This window comes from Caulobacter zeae (genome assembly GCF_002858925.1).
GTDB classification, from domain to species: Bacteria; Pseudomonadota; Alphaproteobacteria; order Caulobacterales; family Caulobacteraceae; genus Caulobacter; species Caulobacter zeae.
Window position 1 is genome coordinate 291,186 of record NZ_PJRS01000049.1, and the last position, 17,602, is coordinate 308,787.

16 protein-coding genes are annotated in these 17,602 nt (G+C 67.3%); 12 read left to right on the forward strand and 4 right to left on the reverse strand.

What is annotated here, in order from left to right:
• Window positions 1-41 precede the first annotated feature (41 nt).
• On the reverse strand, window positions 42-1,013 hold the full coding sequence (locus SGCZBJ_RS24735) for a GDP-mannose 4,6-dehydratase (protein WP_101720556.1): 972 nt from the start codon (window positions 1,011-1,013) through the stop codon (window positions 42-44).
• Between the two features lie 335 nt (window positions 1,014-1,348).
• Here SGCZBJ_RS24735 and gmd point away from each other — a divergent pair, with 335 nt between their 5' ends.
• From gmd to SGCZBJ_RS24780, 9 genes are all read left to right on the forward strand, one after another.
• Window positions 1,349-2,383: a GDP-mannose 4,6-dehydratase gene (gmd, locus tag SGCZBJ_RS24740; RefSeq protein WP_101720557.1), complete on the forward strand. Its 1,035-nt coding sequence runs from the start codon at window positions 1,349-1,351 to the stop codon at window positions 2,381-2,383.
• A 96-nt stretch (window positions 2,384-2,479) separates the two neighbouring features.
• On the forward strand, window positions 2,480-3,844 hold the full coding sequence (locus SGCZBJ_RS24745; protein ID WP_133149325.1) for a glycosyltransferase family 4 protein: 1,365 nt from the start codon (window positions 2,480-2,482) through the stop codon (window positions 3,842-3,844).
• A 1-nt stretch (window position 3,845) separates the two neighbouring features.
• Complete coding sequence (locus SGCZBJ_RS24750) at window positions 3,846-5,066, forward strand: glycosyltransferase (protein WP_101720559.1); 1,221 nt, start codon at window positions 3,846-3,848, stop codon at window positions 5,064-5,066.
• Window positions 5,067-5,085: 19 nt separating this feature from the next.
• Entirely contained in the window at window positions 5,086-5,775 is a 690-nt protein-coding gene (locus SGCZBJ_RS24755) for a class I SAM-dependent methyltransferase (protein WP_101720560.1), read from the forward strand.
• A 67-nt stretch (window positions 5,776-5,842) separates the two neighbouring features.
• Entirely contained in the window at window positions 5,843-6,652 is an 810-nt protein-coding gene (locus tag SGCZBJ_RS24760; RefSeq protein ID WP_165799431.1) for an ABC transporter permease, read from the forward strand.
• 46 nt (window positions 6,653-6,698) lie between these two features.
• Window positions 6,699-7,373, forward strand: coding sequence for a hypothetical protein (locus tag SGCZBJ_RS24765; RefSeq protein WP_101720562.1), 675 nt, complete (start codon window positions 6,699-6,701; stop codon window positions 7,371-7,373).
• The gene (locus SGCZBJ_RS24770; RefSeq protein WP_165799432.1) at window positions 7,370-8,272 is read left to right on the forward strand and encodes a glycosyltransferase family 17 protein; all 903 of its coding nucleotides are present in this window, start codon (window positions 7,370-7,372) and stop codon (window positions 8,270-8,272) included. The genes SGCZBJ_RS24765 and SGCZBJ_RS24770 overlap by 4 nt, the downstream gene beginning before the upstream one ends.
• Before the next feature lie 107 nt (window positions 8,273-8,379).
• Window positions 8,380-9,063 (forward strand): ABC transporter ATP-binding protein, encoded by a 684-nt coding sequence (locus SGCZBJ_RS24775; protein ID WP_101720564.1) that lies wholly within the window; start codon window positions 8,380-8,382, stop codon window positions 9,061-9,063.
• A gap of 77 nt (window positions 9,064-9,140) precedes the next feature.
• Entirely contained in the window at window positions 9,141-10,343 is a 1,203-nt protein-coding gene (locus SGCZBJ_RS24780) for a threonine ammonia-lyase (protein WP_101720565.1), read from the forward strand.
• Window positions 10,344-10,516: 173 nt separating this feature from the next.
• Here SGCZBJ_RS24780 and galU read toward each other — a convergent pair whose 3' ends face one another.
• On the reverse strand, window positions 10,517-11,386 hold the full coding sequence (gene galU / locus SGCZBJ_RS24785; RefSeq protein WP_101720566.1) for a UTP--glucose-1-phosphate uridylyltransferase GalU: 870 nt from the start codon (window positions 11,384-11,386) through the stop codon (window positions 10,517-10,519).
• A gap of 172 nt (window positions 11,387-11,558) precedes the next feature.
• Between galU and SGCZBJ_RS24790 the strand changes: the two genes are divergently transcribed.
• On the forward strand, window positions 11,559-12,080 hold the full coding sequence (locus SGCZBJ_RS24790; RefSeq protein WP_101720567.1) for an FKBP-type peptidyl-prolyl cis-trans isomerase: 522 nt from the start codon (window positions 11,559-11,561) through the stop codon (window positions 12,078-12,080).
• A 144-nt stretch (window positions 12,081-12,224) separates the two neighbouring features.
• On the forward strand, window positions 12,225-14,360 hold the full coding sequence (locus SGCZBJ_RS24795; protein ID WP_101720568.1) for a TonB-dependent receptor domain-containing protein: 2,136 nt from the start codon (window positions 12,225-12,227) through the stop codon (window positions 14,358-14,360).
• A 56-nt stretch (window positions 14,361-14,416) separates the two neighbouring features.
• Here the strand turns inward: SGCZBJ_RS24795 and purU are convergent, their stop codons facing one another.
• The gene (purU, locus tag SGCZBJ_RS24800) at window positions 14,417-15,259 is read right to left on the reverse strand and encodes a formyltetrahydrofolate deformylase (protein ID WP_101720569.1); all 843 of its coding nucleotides are present in this window, start codon (window positions 15,257-15,259) and stop codon (window positions 14,417-14,419) included.
• 158 nt (window positions 15,260-15,417) lie between these two features.
• On the opposite strand from purU, the gene argE reads away from it, so the two are divergent.
• Window positions 15,418-16,596 (forward strand): acetylornithine deacetylase, encoded by a 1,179-nt coding sequence (gene argE / locus SGCZBJ_RS24805; protein WP_101720570.1) that lies wholly within the window; start codon window positions 15,418-15,420, stop codon window positions 16,594-16,596.
• Here argE and SGCZBJ_RS24810 read toward each other — a convergent pair.
• The gene (locus SGCZBJ_RS24810) at window positions 16,559-17,581 is read right to left on the reverse strand and encodes a glycosyltransferase family 2 protein (protein ID WP_101720571.1); all 1,023 of its coding nucleotides are present in this window, start codon (window positions 17,579-17,581) and stop codon (window positions 16,559-16,561) included. The two genes, argE and SGCZBJ_RS24810, sit on opposite strands and share 38 nt — an antisense overlap.
• Window positions 17,582-17,602: the final 21 nt, after the last annotated feature.

Genomic DNA, 17,602 nt, shown 5'->3' on the forward strand with positions numbered 1-17,602 from the left:
CGTGGCGGAAGGACGCAATCGACGGGCGCCGGCGCCTGTTTTCAGGCCGCCAGGCGCGTGCGCCAGTAGTCGAGCAGGCGTTGCAGCGTGTCTTCGAACGCCATCTCCGGGCACCAGCCGCAGGCCGCGTGGATGGCCGCGTTCGAGCCGCCCGCCCGGGCGATGGCCGAGGGCCGCAGGCGTTCAGCGTCCACCTCGACCGACACGTCGACGGAGGTCAGGCCGAGCATCGTGTCGAGCACCGAGCGGATCGATCGGGTCTGGCCTGAGCAGATATTGAAGGTCGAGGCCGGGTCCAGCGCGTCGGCGTCGCTCAGCAGCAGGTTCGCCGCGCGCACCATGTCGGCGATGTCGCAGAAGTCGCGCTCGGCCGACAGGTCGCCGACCTTGATCGTGGGCGGCGCCTCGCCGCGCTCGATGCGCGCCAGCTGGGCGGCGAACGAGGAGGTGACGAACCGCTCGTCCTGGCCGGGCCCGATCTGGTTGAACATCCGCAGGATCAGGTGGGGGCCCTTGTGGACGTCCCGGATCATGTATTCGGAGGCCGACTTCGAGCGGCCGTAGGCGTTGGTCGGCTGGAGGGGGGCGTCCTCGGTGACCTGGTCGTGGTCCAGGAAGGTGCGGCCGTAGCATTCGCCGCTGCTGGCGAACACGAAGAGCGCGTCCGGGGCGTGACGGTGCAGGCTTTCGATCAGGTTGTAGGTGGCCAGGAAGTTGCCGCGCCACATGTCGAGCTGGGCCGAGGCGGCCAGATGGACGCTCGACTGCGCCGCCAGGTGAATGACCGTGGTCGGGCGAAACGCCTCGATGACGGGATCCACGGCCTGGCCCATGCACAGGTCGACGCAGGCGGTCCGTACGCGCGGGCCCAGGGCGGCGGCCTCGCCATCCCTGCGCGCCGTGGCCAGGAAGGCGGCCGACGGCCAGGTGCGCTGCAATTGGCCCAGCAGCGCTCGCCCCACGAAGCCGCCTGCTCCGGTGACGAGCACCCGTTGATCTTCCGGCTTACCCACGCATCCAACCCAGCTGCTGACATAGCGAAGCGCGCCAGGCCCCCGCCAGGGGCGGCGCCGCGTCTCCGCTCACGATGAAACGTCTCGCGACGGACGCCGCCGGCCTCGCCCGCGAGTTCGGGGCGACCCCTTGCGTTCGCTCCTAGCTTATCCCGACGGGGCGCGCATCGATAAATTGCCGGGCAGGCGAGGCGGCGCATGCGGCCCTCATATCCCTGGGGCGTTCTCCGGCATATGCGGGCGGTTGCAACTTGAAGGCATAATCGCTTGGATTCCGGCTTGGGCTATTGTACGCGCAGCCAGCATTGCTCCATTTCGAATCGCGGGGGTCTCTTATGAAGACGGCATTGGTCACTGGCATTACCGGCCAGGACGGGGCCTATTTGGCGTCTAACCTCCTCGAGCGTGGCTATAAAGTCTACGGTACGTACCGTCGTGGCAGCTCGGTCAATTTCTGGCGGTTGTCCGAAGTCGGCGCTCTGGGGCACGAAAATCTCGAACTGGTCGAGTACGATCTGCTCGATATTGGCTCGGCCTTCCGCCTGATCGAGAAGTACCAGCCCGAAGAGGTCTACAACCTCGCCGCCCAGAGCTTCGTCGGCGTTTCGTTCGAACAACCGGTCGCCACTGCCCAGATGACCGGCGTGGGTCCGCTGAACCTGCTCGAAGCCATTCGGATGGTGAACTCCAAGATCCGGTTCTACCAAGCCTCGAGCTCGGAGATCTTTGGTCTGGTGCAGGCCGTGCCGCAGAACGAGGACACCCCGTTCTATCCGCGCAGCCCGTACGCGGCCGCCAAGCTGTTCGCCCACTGGCTCACGGTCAACTACCGTGAATCCTACGACATGTTCGCCTGCAGCGGCATCCTGTTCAACCACGAGTCCCCGCTGCGCGGCCAAGAGTTCGTGACGCGCAAGATTACCAACACCGCCGCCCAGATGGTCCTGGGCAAGGCCGACGTGCTGGAACTTGGCAACCTGGACGCCAAGCGCGACTGGGGCTACGCGGCCGAATACTGCGAAGGCATGCGCCTCATGCTCCAGCATGACACGCCCGACACCTTCGTGCTGGCGACCAACCGCACCGAAACCGTCCGCAGCTTCGTCGAGATGACCTTCAAGGCGCTCGACATCGCCATCGAATGGAAGGGCGAGGGCGTCGACGAAGTCGGCCTGGACGCCAAGACGGGCAAGACCCTGATCAAGATCAACCCGCGCTTCTTCCGTCCTTCGGAAGTCGAGCTGCTGCTGGGCGACCCGGCCAAGGCCAAGGCCGCGCTCGGCTGGGAGCCGAAGACCTCGCTCGAGGAGCTGTGCCGCATCATGGTCGAGGCGGACATGCGACGTAACAAGGCCGGCGCCTCCTTCTAAAGAGGCGTTCGGTTCAGACCAGGCCGCGGCCCTTTCGAGGCCCGGCCTGGTCAAGACGCCGAGCTGAATGCGGCGGTTCACTCCGGGGCGTTGTCTTTGACCAGCTATTTCGATCTTTCGACGTCCGCCCGCTGGTCCGGGCACGCCGTTGGCATCGTGCGCGTCGAGCGCGAACTCGCCCGCCGGGCCGCCTTGTCGGCCGACATGGGCTTCTGCGTGTACGATCGCGCGGAGCGGTGCTTCAAGCAGATCGATCCCAAGGCGGTCGCCCCGATCCTGGCGGGCGAAATCACGGTGTCGTTCGACCTGCCCGCCGAAGAGCTGCCCGCGCCGCCCGAGAGCTGGCGTTTCCGGGCGCGCGAGGCGGTGCTGCGGCACCCCAGGCTCTATCAGGCGGTGCAGCGCGTGCGCGGCCGCCGCTTTTCCCTGAGCGAGATCGCCGAGGTCCGGCGCTACGAGGCCGAGGCGCGATCGGCGCCCAAGCCGAAGTCGACCATCGTCCCGCTGGCCGAGGTGGTCATCGGGAAAGTCGCGCTCGACGCCGACACGCGGATCATCTCCGGCGGTCTGGACTGGGAGTACAAGGATCTTCGGACGATCTACGAACTGAAGAAGGTTCATGGCTTCTCCTACGCGGCGATCGTCTATGACCTGATCCCGCAGATGATGCCGCAGTTCGTCGTGCCGTCGTACGTGAACCTGTTGAAGGACTATTTCGGCGAGCTGTTCTGGGTCGCCGACGCCTGCATGTGCATCTCCGAGTCCACCCGCCGGGACATGATGCGCTATTGCGAGCAGTTCGGCATTCCCGCGCCTCGTTCGGACGCCTTCCCCCTGGGTTGCGACGTGGTCTCCGCCAAGCCCGGTTCCGGCGAGGCCGAGCCGCCTGCGGAGCTCCCGCCCGAGCTGGAAGGCAAGCGCTATGCGCTTTTCGTCTCGACGATCGAGCCGCGCAAGAACCATCGCACGCTCTACCAGGCCTGGACGCGCGCCATGGACGAGGGCCGCCTGGACCCGGCCAGGGACCGCCTGGTGTTCGTCGGGCGCAGCGGCTGGGCGGTCGGCGACCTGATCCAGGAGATGGACGCCAATCCGGTGGCGCAGGAAACCATCGTGCGGCTTTCGAACATTTCGGACGCCGAACTCGACCTGCTCTACAAGCATGCCGCCCTGGGCCTCTTCCCGTCGTTCTACGAAGGCTACGGCCTGCCCCTGGCCGAGATGCTTGGGCACGGCAAGGCCTGCCTCTCCAGCCGGTCCGGCTCGCTCGAGGAGGTCGGTGGCGACCTGGTCGAATATATCGACCCGCTCGACACCCTGGGCTGGTCGGACGCCATCGTTCGAATGTTCAACGACAAGACCGCCCGCACGGCCCTGGAGCGACGGGTGGCCAAGACCCACAAGCCAGTCACCTGGGACGCCGCCGCCGACCTGTTCTTCGCCCGGCTGAAGGATCTGTAGCATGCCGCGGGTTCTCAGCCTTTCGACCTATCCCGTCGTGCGACCGATCCATGGCGGGCAGCGGCGCATCCACGCCTTCTCCCAGCGCCTGGCCGCCGGCGGCTGGGAGTTTGTCAATGCGTCGGTCTATGATCCCGACCATTATTCCGGCGCGGCGGTCGGCCCCGATGATCTGCCGCTGCGCTATGTGGGCACGGCGTGGCGCGGCCTGCCGCTGGTCGGCGACCTGCAGGCTGGCGAGTTCGCCGCCACCTCGCCCGAGGCCTACGCCCATTTCGCCCGCCTGGTGGAACGCCTCGCGCCGGACTTCATCCAGCTCGAGCAGCCGTTCCTGTGGCCGCTGGTCAAGCGGTTGCGCGCCGAGGGCGTCGCGCCGGAAACGCCGGTGATCTATTCCTCCCAGAACTGGGAGGCTCCGCTGAAATACAAGATGCTGGTCAAGGCCGGCGCGCCCGAGGCCAAGGCCCGCGAGGTCGCCGAAGCGATCACCGCGCTCGAGCGCGAGCTTTCGTGCGCTTCGGCCGCCATAGTCGCGGTCTCGGAATCTGACGCCGAGCACTATCGCGCCGCGGCGCCCGACGTGCCGGTGTTCGTCGTTCCCAACGGGGTCTCGCGCCCGGTGACGCCGACGGCCGAGGACGAGCGGGCCTGCGACATCTACGAGGGGCGCAAGTATCTCCTGTTCGTGGGCAGCGCCTATCCGCCCAATATCGAGGGCTTCCTGCATCTGTTGCTGAAGAACGGACTGTTCTTCTTCCCGCCCGAGAAGAGCGTGGCGATCTGCGGCGGGGTCTCCCACGGCATTTTCGGCAACGGCGTCTATCAGGCCCAGATCCATGCCAACAGCCGGCGCTGCCAGTTCTTCGCCGACGTCTCGGACGGCGAGCTGGAGGCGCTCAAGCGCGGGTCCCATGCGGTGATCCTGCCGATCCAGTTCGGCGGCGGCAGCAACCTCAAAACCGCCGAGGCGCTGGCCTCCGGGCGCTGGGTCGTGGCGACCTCGATCGCCATGCGTGGCTTCGAGCGGTTCGCCAACGCGCCGGGCGTGCTGGTCGCCGACACGCCGGACGCGTTCCGGGACGCCATCGTCAAGGTGCTGGCCTCGCCGCCGCTGAAGCTGACCGCCGCTCAGGCCAAGGCGCGGGAGTCGGTCTATTGGGACCGCTGCTTCGACGCCGCCGGCTACATCGAATTCTTCGACCGGCAAGTCGTCGGCGCCTAGGCTCAAGAACGTCGCCGTCATGGTCCACGCTACCTATCCGCAAGGCAACTTCCTCGCCGAGTACGCGTCGATCGTGAACGCGTTGACCCAAGGCCGCGTCTATGACGCTCGGCCCGCCGGGTTCTTCCACGGCGTGACGCCCGAGTACGACCGGCGATGGGAGTACGAGCGCGCGCTGGCGGCCATACCGGTCGATCTTGGCCGGGCGGCGATCGAGCTGGCCGCGCCGGAAAGCTTCTTCAGCCTGTTCGCGTCGGCCTACTACGGCGGTTTCACCGTGGCGGACGTCCTGCCGGGCGATCGGTTCGACCCCGAGGCGCGTCGAAACTGGGCCGAGGTCATGGCGACCTTTCCCGAGCGCCTGACCTATGCCCCGGCGTTGCCCAGCCCGACCGAACGGCTGTTCGACGCGGCGTTCGCCTTCCGCATCTTCGAGAACATTCCCGACGATTTCGCCCTCATGGCGCGCCTCCGCGAGGTCCTCGCCCATGATGCGCATATCGCGATTTCGGTGGCCTTCTCGCATGCCGGCGAGTTCCAGTTCGACGCCGGCGCGGGGTTCCGTGTGTACGGAGAAGAACGTCTCCGCGCTTTATTGGATGGTTTCCAGATTACCAGTTGGCAGCCCTTGGAAAGTGCATCAGAGGTTGCTACTTCGCCACGTCCGTTCGATCTGACCCTGCTGCATGTAGGCGCGAAACGGGTTTGAGTTCTCGCCGGCCGTGCTTTCCGGCGTTAAGGCTTACAGGCGCGCGATGCGTCCTGCTGGAGGTTTGATGATCGGCGCCGGCCCCTATATTCGTTTCCGCAATGGTTTCGAGGATTTGCTCGCGACGCCGCGCGATATCCGAGCCATCTTCGTGATGGCCTGGGACGATGTCACGGCCAAGTACAAGCGCACCATCCTGGGGCCGTGGTGGCTGGCCCTGGCCCACCTGGCCATGATGCTGGGCATCGGCTTCCTGCTCGGCGCGGTGTTCAAGCGCCCCTTCCTGGAATACGTGGTCTATGTCGGCCTGGGCCTGACCTTCTTCACGCCGATCCTGGGCGCGCTGGCCGACGGCCCCAACGTCTTCCTCCGCTACAAGACCTGGATCCTGGGAAGCAGCTATCCGCTGGCCTCGTACGTGATCCGCAGCGTGCTCAACATGCTGGTGATCATGCTCCACCAGCTTCCGGCGATCCTGCTGTTCTGGGTGCTGGCCAAGCTGCCGCTGCATGTCCACATGCTGCTGTCGATCGTCGGCCTGTTCCTCACCGTGCTCTTCGCCGTTGGCGTGATGCTGCTGCTCGGTCCGTTGGGCGTGCGCTTCCGTGACCTGGGCCCGGCCACCCAGGCGCTGACCTCGGTGCTGACCATCCTGACCCCGGTCTACTGGGACAAGGGCGCCCTGAACGGCGCCACCAACCCGGTCCTGGTCGCCAACCCGGCCTACCACCTGCTCCAGATCGTCCGCGGTCCGCTCCTGGGCGATTTCCCCACGACGCTGAACTGGATCGCCGGCGGCGGCGCGGCGGTGCTGGTCTTCGTGCTCGGCGCCCTGGTGTTCAGCCGCTCCTACTGGCGGATCTCGGTCTCCCTGTGAGTGAAACGCAGGCAGGCAGGATCGATCGCGCCTCGAGGGTAGCGGGATGAACAGGCTTCCGGAAACGGTGCACGACGAGCGGGCCTTCTTCAACGCCGCGATCCGGATGCACGACGAGATCCTGCTCGCCGCGCCGTCCGCGGTGGCCGAGGAGACGAACTATCCGTTTCAGGGACACGAACTCTGGGACAGCTATTTCGTCGGCCAGGCCCTGTCTTGCCTGCCGCGTCCGCGTCGCAAGATCCTGTTGTTCGCGCGCGCCAACCCGCTGATGCTCACGGCCCTGCGCGAGACCGGCGCCGAGGTCGTCGACTACGCGGCCACGCCGGCGCTGTCGCTGAAGTCCCTGCTGCCCAAACGCTGGCGGAGCGCCGAGGGCCGAATGGTCGATATCGCCCGTTCCGGTCGCATCGGCGGCGCGGACACCGTGGTGATGGACACCATGATCAACGAGATCGCCGATCCGTTGGGCGTGCTGCGCAGCTTCGCCAACCTGGTGGGGCCTGAGGGCGCGGTGATCTGCGTGCTGCGCCTCTCCACCGAGGGGCGCCACGACTATCACAGCGAGCTTGGTTTCGTGCTGCCGTCGCGGGAGGACGTGCTGGCGCTGCACGCCGACGGCTTCGAGGTCGAGTTGGTCGCCAAGACCAGCCGCGAAAGCGACCATGATGCCTGGCCGGGGTACAAGATCGTCGGCCTGCTCGTGAGGCCGCGGTCGTGATCATCGACGCCTGCACTTTCTACAACGAGTTCGGCCTGCTGAAGCTTCGGATGGCCACGCTCGCGCACGTGGTCGACAGGTTCGTCGTCGTCGAGATGGGCGTGACCCATTCGGGCGTGCGCAAGGGCTTCGTGCTGGAAGACTATCTCGACCAGCTGCCGGTTCCGCGCGAGCGCATCTGCTACGTCAAGCTGTGCGACTGGCCGCGCGTGAACCCGCGCCACGAGGCCGACCGCTGGGTTCTGGAGAACTTCCAGCGCAACGCCATCACCCGCGGCCTCGACATGATCGGCGCGGGCAAGGACGACACCGTGATCATCTCGGATGTCGACGAGATCCCCGATCCCGCGGCGATCCCTGTGGCCGTCGCCGCGCTTCGGAGCAAGCCGTTCGCCGTCCTGGTCCAGGTCTATCGCAAGCACTTCATCAACGGGCTTCCCCACGCCTACGTCAATTCGCCTCTCTGGCTGGGTTCGGTGCTCTGCCGGGTCGGCCAGCTGGATACGCTGGACGCGACCGCCTGCCGGCGCGGCGACGGCGACCGCGCGGCGTTCCTGTGGACCGACGGCGCCATGCGTGCGGATACGGCCTACATCACCCGCGGCGGCTGGCATCTGACCTACATGGGCGGCGTGGACGCCGTGCGGCTCAAGCTCGAGAGCATTGTCGAAGGCCTTGAGGCGCACCAGCCCAAGGCGTTCTTCGTGCCGCAAAGAAGCCGCCATAATTTCCGAGATGGCCGTACGCCGCAGGTTGAGCGGTGGGTGGCCGAAACGGACATCGGCATCGTGCCGCGACGGCCGCTGTCGACGCCCGAACTGAGATATTTGCCCGAGCCCGTCCTGACGGATCCGACCGAATGGGAATGGCTCTGGTGGTACGCACAAACGATCGACTGAGCCGGCCGTCCTGGTCAGTCGAATAAGCCGAGGTAGTAGTCTTGACGATCGGTATCCACGCACACGGCCTGGAGGTCACGTTCCCGGTGTACGCATCGGGGCGCGAGATGTCCTTGTTCTACTCCCTGGCCCGTTCGGGCGCCCAGCGCTTCATGAAGAAGCAGGGCGCTGGACCCGTGCTGGTGCAGGGCCTCAAGCGCATCTCGTTCTCGCTGAGCGAGGGCGACCGCATGGGGGTCATCGGCCGCAACGGCTCGGGCAAGTCCACCCTGCTGCGCACGGCCGCCGGCTATCTCAAGCCGTCGGGCGGCCGCCTGGAAGTGCAAGGCAGCATCGGCACCCTGATCGACCTGGGCATCGGCATCAACGGTGAACGCAGCGCCAAGGAGAACGTCCACTTCACCGGGAAGCTGGCCGGCCTGAACAAGGCCGAGATCCAAGCCTTCGACGAGGACGTCCAGACCTTCGCCGACATCGGCGCCTTCTACCACCTGCCGTTCGACACCTATTCGTCGGGCATGAAGCTTCGCATCCTGTTTGCGATGATCACGCACTTCAAGCGCGACATCCTGATCGTCGACGAAGTGTTCGGCGTGGGCGACACCCACTTCGCCGAGCGCGCCTACGAACGCATGACCGGCTTCGTCCACACGTCCAAGACCATGATGCTGGCGACCCACTCCGAAGGTCTGCTTCGGCAGTTCTGCAACAAGTGCATGTGGCTCGACAACGGCCAGATCCGGGCGCTGGGCACGCCCGACGAGGTGCTGGAAGCCTATCACGCCGGCTGAGCCTGGTGCGTGGCGGCGGCGACGCCGTCACGACAAAGGCTTGCGGACCTAGAGCGCCAGGGAGTACGGGCCTGCACATGACCCTCGACATCACCGCCATCCGCGCCGCCGCGGCCCGCCTCGCCGGCCATATCGAGCGCACGCCCTGCCGCTATTCGCGGACGCTGTCGAAGATTACCGGCGCCGAAGTGTGGGTGAAGTTCGAGAACCTGCAGTTCACGGCCGCCTACAAGGAGCGCGGTGCGCTCAACAAGCTGCTGCTGCTGTCGGACGCCGAGAAGGCCCGGGGCGTCATCGCCGCCAGCGCCGGCAACCACGCCCAGGGTCTGGCCTATCACGCCGCTCGCCTCGGCGTGCCGGCCACCATCGTCATGCCCAAGACCACGCCCTTCGTGAAGGTGCAGCACACCCGCGACTTCGGCGCGACCGTGGTCATCGAGGGCGAGACCTATGACGACGCCAACGCCCACGCCCGCAAGCTGCGCGACGAGCAGGGCCTGACCTTCGTCCATCCGTTCGACGACTACGACATCATGGCCGGCCAGGGCACGATCGCCCTGGAGATGCTGGAGGACGCGCCCGATCTTGAGATCATGCCGGTGCCGATCGGCGGCGGCGGCCTGATCAGCGGCGTGGCCACGGCCGCCAAGGCCGTGAAGCCCGACATCCGCATCGTCGGCTGCGAGCCGGCCATGTACCCCTCCTTCACCGCCAAGATGCGCGGCGTCCAGGCCCACTGCGGCGGCCAGACCATTGCCGAGGGCGTGGCGGTCAAGCAGGTCGGAGAGCTGACCTACGCCGTGGCCCGGCCGCTGATCGACGACGTGCTGCTGCTGGAAGAGCCGCACCTGGAGCAGGCCGTCTCGCTGTACTGCAACGTCGAGAAGACCATCGCCGAGGGCGCGGGCGCGGCCTCGCTGGCCGCCCTGCTGGCCTATCCCGAGCGCTTCCGCGGCAAGAAGTGCGGGCTGATCCTTTGCGGCGGTAACATCGACACCCGCCTGCTGGCCTCGGTGCTGACCCGCGAGCTGGTGCGCGCCCAGCGCCTGGTGTCCCTGCGCATCGTCGGCGACGACCGCCCGGGCCTGCTGTCGACCGTCTCGCACGTGATCGGGACCATGGGCGCCAACATCATCGAGGTGAACCACAACCGCCTTGCGCTGGACGTGCCGGCCAAGGGCGCGGAGTTCGACATCACCATCGAGACCCGCGACGCCCAGCACACCCAGGAAGTCATCGACGCCCTGCGTGAGCACGGCTACCCGCCGCGTACGGTGTAGTCGGCTGGTGCCTGAATGAAGAAGGGCCCCTCTCCAGCCGGAGAGGGGCCCTTTTCGTTTGCGGTGCGTGGTCTTCGTCCTTCGACGGGCTCAGGATGAGGACCAGATCGCAGGCCGTGCAGTCGAGAACCTCACCCTGAGTTTGTCGAAGGGCGGGGTTCTCGCGCCGCCGTCTACAGCAGCGACGAGATCGCCGCGCGGGCCGCCTCGCCCAGGTCCGGCCGCTTCAGGGCCAGGGCGACATTGGCCTTCAGGAGGCCGATCTTGTCGCCGCAGTCGTGGGTGTCGCCTTCGTAGACATAGGCGTGGAAGGCCTGGTCCTGCATCAGCTTGGCCATGGAGTCGGTCAGCTGGATCTCGTTGCCGGCGCCCTTCTCCTGGCTGGCCAGCAGGTCGAAGATCTCGGGTTGCAGGATGTAGCGGCCGGCGATGGCCCAGTTCGACGGAGCCGTGCCCTTGGGCGGCTTCTCGACCATGCCGCTCATGGTGGCCAGGCGCCCCTCGACCTTGCTGGGCGCGACCACGCCGTACTTGTGGGTCTCGCTCTCGGGCACTTCCTCGACGCCGATGATGTTGCCGCCGCCGACCTGGTCATAGACCTCGATGAGCTGGCTGAGCGCCGACTTGGGCGCGTCGACGATGACGTCGGGCAGCAGCACGGCGAACGGCTCGTCGCCGATGATGTCGCGGGCGCACCACACCGCGTGGCCCAGGCCCAGCGGGGCCATCTGGCGCACGAAACTCATCTCGCCCGGCTTGGGCAGTTCGTCGCGCAGTTGCTTGAGGATCTCGAGCTTGCCCTTGGCCTCAAGCTGCATCTCAAGTTCGACCTGGTGGTCGAAATAGTCCTCGATCGCGCCCTTGCTCCGCCCCGTGACGAAGACGAAGTGCTCGATGCCGGCGGCGCGGCCTTCCTCGACGATATAGGACAGGATCGGCCGGTCCACGACGTTGAGAAGCTCCTTCGGCGTCGACTTCGTCCCGGGCAGAACGCGGGTGCCCAAGCCGGCGACGGGAAGGACGGCCTTGCGGACGGGTTTCATGAGCACCTCGTGTCTGTGTCTCGGATGGACAGAGTTCTAGAGCGCGCCCCCCGAGCGCGCCACCACCGTTGCGTGACAACGGTGTCGGGAATGCGTTCCAAGCACGGAATGATTGATGTTCGCGCCAGGCCTGCTAGCTCAGGACGCGGATTTGGCCATCGGAAACATTTTCATGCGCGCTCGGTTCCTGCTTCTCGCCGCCCTGGCCAGCGTTTCGCTGGCGGCGTGCGGTCCTTCCAAGGAAGACCTGGCCGCGCGGCAGGCGGCGATGTCGGCCGCCAAGACCGCCGGCGCCGATTTCCTGGCCAAGAACGCCAAGGAGCCGGGCGTCGTCACCCTGCCCAGCGGCCTGCAATACAAGGTGATCCGTTCGGGCCCGGCGACCGGCCTGCACCCGCGTCCGATCGACGAGGTCAAGGTGCACTACGAGGGCAAGCGCCTCGACGGATTCGTGTTCGACAGCTCGTACGAGCGCGGCGTGCCCGCCTCGTTCCCGCTGCGCGGCCTGATCCCCGGCTGGATCGAGGCCATGCAGCTGATGCGTCCGGGCGACGAGTGGATGCTCTATGTGCCCGCCGACCTCGCCTATGGCGACAACCAGGCGGGAGCCGACATCCCGCCCGGCAGCACGCTGGTCTTCAAGATCGAGCTGATCGACGTGCTGCGCAGCAAGCTTCAGCCTCCCAAGAGCTGATCCGTGAGCTGAACATGGGCGCGATCCTTGCGCCCATGTTGCTCGCCGGTTTCAAATCGTTGCGGCGCGGTCAAAGCGCTTGGCTCCCCGGATCGCCTGGCTGATAGCGACAATCACTCGCAAGAAGCTTGGCTGGAGTTGGGGATGTCGCGCGTTTCGTTTGCTTCCGTTCTGATGGGGTCCGCAGCGGCCATGGCCCTGTCGGGCGCGGCCCTGGCCGCCGAACCCGCGCCGGACGCGGCCGACCTGGACGGCGTGGTCGTCACCGCCGCCGGCTTCGAGCAGAAGCTGGTCAACGCCCCGGCCAGCGTCACCGTCGTGCCGCGCGAGGAACTGCAGGAGATGCGCGCGGCGAGCCTGGCCGAGGTGCTGACCAATGTCGAAGGCGTCGACGTCGGTTCGGCCGTCGGCAAGACCGGCGGCCTCAACATCAACATCCGCGGCATGGGCAGCGACTACACGCTGATCCTGATCGACGGCCGCCGCCAGAACACCGCCGGCAGCGTCACGCCCAACGGCTTCGGCGAGACCTCGACCAGCTTCCTGCCGCCGGTGGCCGCCATCGAGCGCATCGAGGTGGTCCGCGGCCCGGTCTCGACCCTCTACGGCTCGGACGCCATGGGCGGCGTCGTCAACATCATCACCCGCAAGGTCGGGACCAGGTGGAGCGGCACGGCCAGCCTCGACGGCACGCTGCAAGGCGACGACGAATTCGGCAATCTCTATGGCGGCAACCTCTACGCCAACGGCCCGATTATCCGTGACCTGCTGGGCCTGGCCGTTCGCGGCAGCTTCCAGAACCGCGAAGCCTCGAAGCTGACCTTCGAGAACGTGGGCGGCGTCGACGCGCCGATCACCGGTTTTGGCCGCAGCGCCACCAAGAGCGAACTGCGCACCATCGGCGCGCGCCTGACCCTGACGCCGCACGCCGACCACGACCTGTGGCTCGACATCGACGAGTCGACCCAGTGGTACGACAACTCGCAGGGCCAGATGGGCACCAACACCACGGCCGGCGGCTACGCCAACGCCCTGGAGTTCAACCGCCGCCAGATCGCCTTGGCCCACAACTGGCGCCTGCCGTTCGGTCAGGTCGAGAGCAACCTCTCGCAGGCCAAGACCGAGACCATCGGCCGGATCATCCCCAACGGCGTGGCCGGGGCCGGCGGCGCGCGCGACCTGGAGTCCACCAACACCATCTTCGACACCAAACTCCATTCGCGCTGGAAGAACCACACCTTCACGATCGGCGGCCAGTACTGGGACGCCGAGATGAAGGACGGCGTCGCGCCGCAGCCGTTCGTGCACGAGCAGTGGGCCGTGTTCGCCGAGGACGAGTGGCGCTTCACCGAGGGCCTGGCCCTGACCCTGGGCGCCCGCCACGACGACCACAGCGTGTTCGGCGGCCACTTCAGCCCGCGGGCCTACCTTGTCTGGAACGCCAACCAGAACTGGACCTTCAAGGGCGGCGTGAGCCAGGGCTTCAAGACCCCGCGCCTGGAGCAGCTGGCCCCCGGCATCAACGGCTTCGGCCAGCAGGGCCGCCTGCCGCTGCTGGGCTCGCCGGGCCTGCAGCCGGAAACCAGCACCAGCACCGAGGCCGGCGCCTATTACGACAACCAGGACGGCTTCACCGCCAACGTCACGGTCTTCCACAACAAGTTCGAGGACAAGATCGCCTCGGGCCCGCCGGTGACCAACTGCGCCTTCGGCCTGACCCAGGCGCAATACAACGCCGGCACGGGTCGTCCGGCCGGCTGCACCGACGTCGGCTTCTTCCCCAACGCCGCCACCTTCGGCCAGAGCATCAACATCGATGAGGCGGTGACGCAAGGGATCGAGGCCGCCGCCCGCTGGCGCTTCGCCGACGACTGGACGCTGGGCCTGAACTACACCTTCACCGACAGCGAGCAGAAGAGCGGGGCCGAGGCCGGCCGCAAGCTGACCGACACGCCCGAGCACATGGTCAACGGCAACCTGCGCTGGCGGGTGACCGACCGGGTGAACGCCTGGGTGCGCGGCGAGTACCGCAGCGAGCGCTATCGCGGCGAGGGCCCGGCCCGCGTCGCCCTGGGCGACTACAAGGCCTACAGCCTGTTCCACCTGGGCGGCTCGTTCAAGGCGACGGAAGCCGTGACGCTGAACGCCACGATCTACAACCTGTTCAACAAGGACTTCGTCCGCCAGCTGCCCTACGGCACGCCGGTGGCCTACGCGCCCGAATACACCAACAACCAGGAGCCCCGCCGTCTGTGGGTTTCGGTCCAGGTGGACTTCTAGAAGCAGAAGGGGCGGCTCTCGGGCCGCCCCTTTTTCGTTTCTCGCGGCGGTCGCGCCTAGTCGGTGAACACCACCGTCTTGCGGCCGTTCAGCAGCACCCGGTCCTCCAGGCGCCAGCGCAGGGCGCGGGCCAGGACGCGGCGCTCGATGTCGCGGCCCTTGCGGACCAGGTCCTCGGGCGTGTCGCGGTGGCTGATGCGCTCGACGTCCTGCTCGATGATCGGGCCTTCATCGAGGTCGCCGGTCACGTAGTGGGCCGAGGCGCCGATCACCTTCACGCCGCGGGCGTGGGCCTGGTGGTAGGGCTTGGCGCCCTTGAAGCCCGGCAGGAACGAGTGGTGGATGTTGATGCACCGGCCCTTCAGCTTGGCCGCCAGGCCGTCGGACAGCACCTGCATGTAGCGGGCCAGCACGACGATGTCGGTCTGCGTCTCCTGGATCAGCTTCCAGAGTGCGGCCTCCTGCTCGAACTTGGTCTCCTTGGTCACCGGCAGGTGATGGAAGGGCAGGCCCGACAGGTCGACGTGGGTGTAGGTTTCGGCCGGATGGTTGGCGACGACGGCGGTGACGTCCATCGGCAGTTCGCCGATGCGCCAGCGATAGACGAGGTCGGCCAGGCAGTGGTCGAACTTGCTGGCCAGGATCATGACGCGATAGCGCTGCGCCGGGTCGCGCAGGGTCCAGCGCATCGAGAAGCCCTTGGCCAGGGCCTCGAACTCGCTCCGCAGCGCGTCGCGGTCGGCGCCGTCCGGATCGAAGACAACGCGCATGAAGAAGTCGCCGGTCTCCTGGTCGTCGAACTGCTGGGCGTCGAGGATGTTGCAGCCCCGCTCGAACAGGAAGGTCGAGACCTTGGCGACGATGCCGGGCTGGTCGGGGCAGGAGAGGGTCAGGATCATGGTCTGTCTCCTCTAAAGCTTGGCTCGAATGAAGAAAAGCCGTGGCGCAGCACGTTTCTTGCGCGCGGGATGAGCTTTTCTCAGGTCCCGGCACGATCCTGCCCGATGCTCGCCGCCCGGGCTTGGCGGGCCGGGGCGGCGCGCTCTAGGCTCGCCGGATGGTTTCCTCTCCCGAAGCGCTTTCCGCCCGCGCGGTCGACATCCTGGCCAAGCTGGTCTCGTTCGACACCACCTCGCGCGGCTCGAACCTGGCCCTGGTCGAATGGGTCGAGGCCTATCTCTCGAACCTGGGCGTGGCCTCGCGGCGCGTGCCCAACGCCGACGGGACCAAGAGCAACCTGATGGCCAGCATCGGCCCGGCCGTCGAGGGCGGGGTCGTGCTGTCGGGCCATACCGACGTGGTGCCGGTCGACGGCCAGCCGTGGTCGAGCGATCCCTGGATCCTGACCGAACGGGACGGCCGCCTCTATGGCCGGGGAACCTGCGACATGAAGGGATTCCTGGCCCTGGCCCTGGCCGCCGCGCCGGACCTCGTGGCCAGCGACCTCAAGCGGCCCGTCCACCTGGCCTTTTCCTATGACGAGGAAGTCGGCTGCCTGGGCGCGCCCGACATGATCGAGGTCATCGCCCGCGATGTGCCCAAGCCCGCCCTGGTGGTGGTCGGCGAGCCCACCGACATGGTCGCCGTCCAGGCTCACAAGGGCATAGCCAGCTATTGGGTGACGGTGACCGGGCGCGAGGCCCATTCCAGCCTGACCCACCTGGGCGTCTCGGCCAACATGGTCGCCGTGAAGCTGATGACCCATCTGGTCGAACTGTCCGAGCGACTGGAGCGCGAGGCAGACCCGGCCTCGCCGTTCCTGCCCAAGGGCGCGACCCTGACCATCGGCCAGGTCAACGGCGGCACGGCGGTCAACATCCTGGCCCGTCAGTGCCTGTTCGTCTTCGACCTGCGCACGCCGCCGGGCCTGGATCCGGAAGGGATCCTCGCCGACTTCTTCGCCCTGGCCGCGACGCTGGACGCCGAGGTCAAGGCCAAGGCGCCGGAAGGCGGGGTCAAGGTCGAGGTGCGTTCGCTCACCCCGTCCTTCGCGCCCGAACCGAACGGCGTCGCCGAGGCCTTCGCCCGCCGCATGGCCGGCGACAACGGTCCCGCCCGCGTGGCGCCCTACGCCGCCGAGGCCGGGCAGTTCCAGGGGGCGGGCTTCTCCACGGTCATCTGCGGTCCCGGCTCGATCGACCAGGCCCACCAGCCCGACGAATATGTCGAGGTCGCCCAGATGGAGCGCGGCGCCCAGTTCATGCGGCGCCTGATCGACGACCTCGCCACTGCCTGATGACGATCCGGCGGCCGAAGAAGGCCACCGGGTCCAACGCCATGGCCCGCAGGATGTCGATCGTCGGCGCCTTGCGAGCGGCCTGGATCTCGCGCCGCGAGGCCAGGATCGGATCAAGGTCGGCCTTCACGAAGGCGGCCTTGAAACCCTTCCACACCGGACCGGCGTCGCGTCGGCGCAGGTGCAGCAGGAAGAGGCCGCCGGTGACCGCGAAATGCAGCGGCGCGCTCCACCACAGCATCGGCCCGGGCGTGTTCTTCAGGAAGGTCCACACCCGGTTGCGGGTGCCGTGGAACAGGGCGAAGTCCGAGCGCACGCCCAGGGTCGCCGAGCCGACGTGCTCGACCTTGGCGTCGGGCGCCAGCAGGGTCGGTTCGCCGTCGAGCCGCAGGCGATAGCCCAGGTCGACGTCCTCGCAGTAGCAGAAGAACCGCTCGTCGAAGCCGCCCAGCCGCAGGAACAGCTCGCGGTCCAGCATCATCGCCGCGCCGCAGGCCGAGAACACCTCGCCCTCGAAGACCTTGGCCGACGCCTTGCGGCGATAGCCGCCGCGGAAGGGAATGCCGGCCGAGGTCATGACGTCGCCGGCGCCGTCCATCAGGTCGGGTTCGTCGGCCACCAGTTGCAGCGAGGCGAAGCTCCTCACGTCCGGATTGCGCTCGGCGGCCGCCGCCAGCTTCTCCAGCCAGTCGGCATGCGGATAGGCGTCGGGGTTCAGCAGCACCAGCCAGCGCCCCTTGGCCTCCCGCACCGCCAGGTTGTTGCCGGCCGCGAAGCCGGTGTTGGCGCCGGGCTCGATCAGCCGGATCGACGGGTCAGCCTTTGCGGCCGCTTGCGGCGCGCCGTCGGTCGAGGCGTTGTCGACCAACAGCACCTCGAAATCGCCAAAGGTCTGGGCCGCCAGGCCCGCCAGGCAGCGGGCCAGGGTGGGGCCGCTCTGATAGGCGACGATGATGACGCTGAAAGCGGGAGAAACGATCGGCATGCCCAAATGCTTGGTTGAACG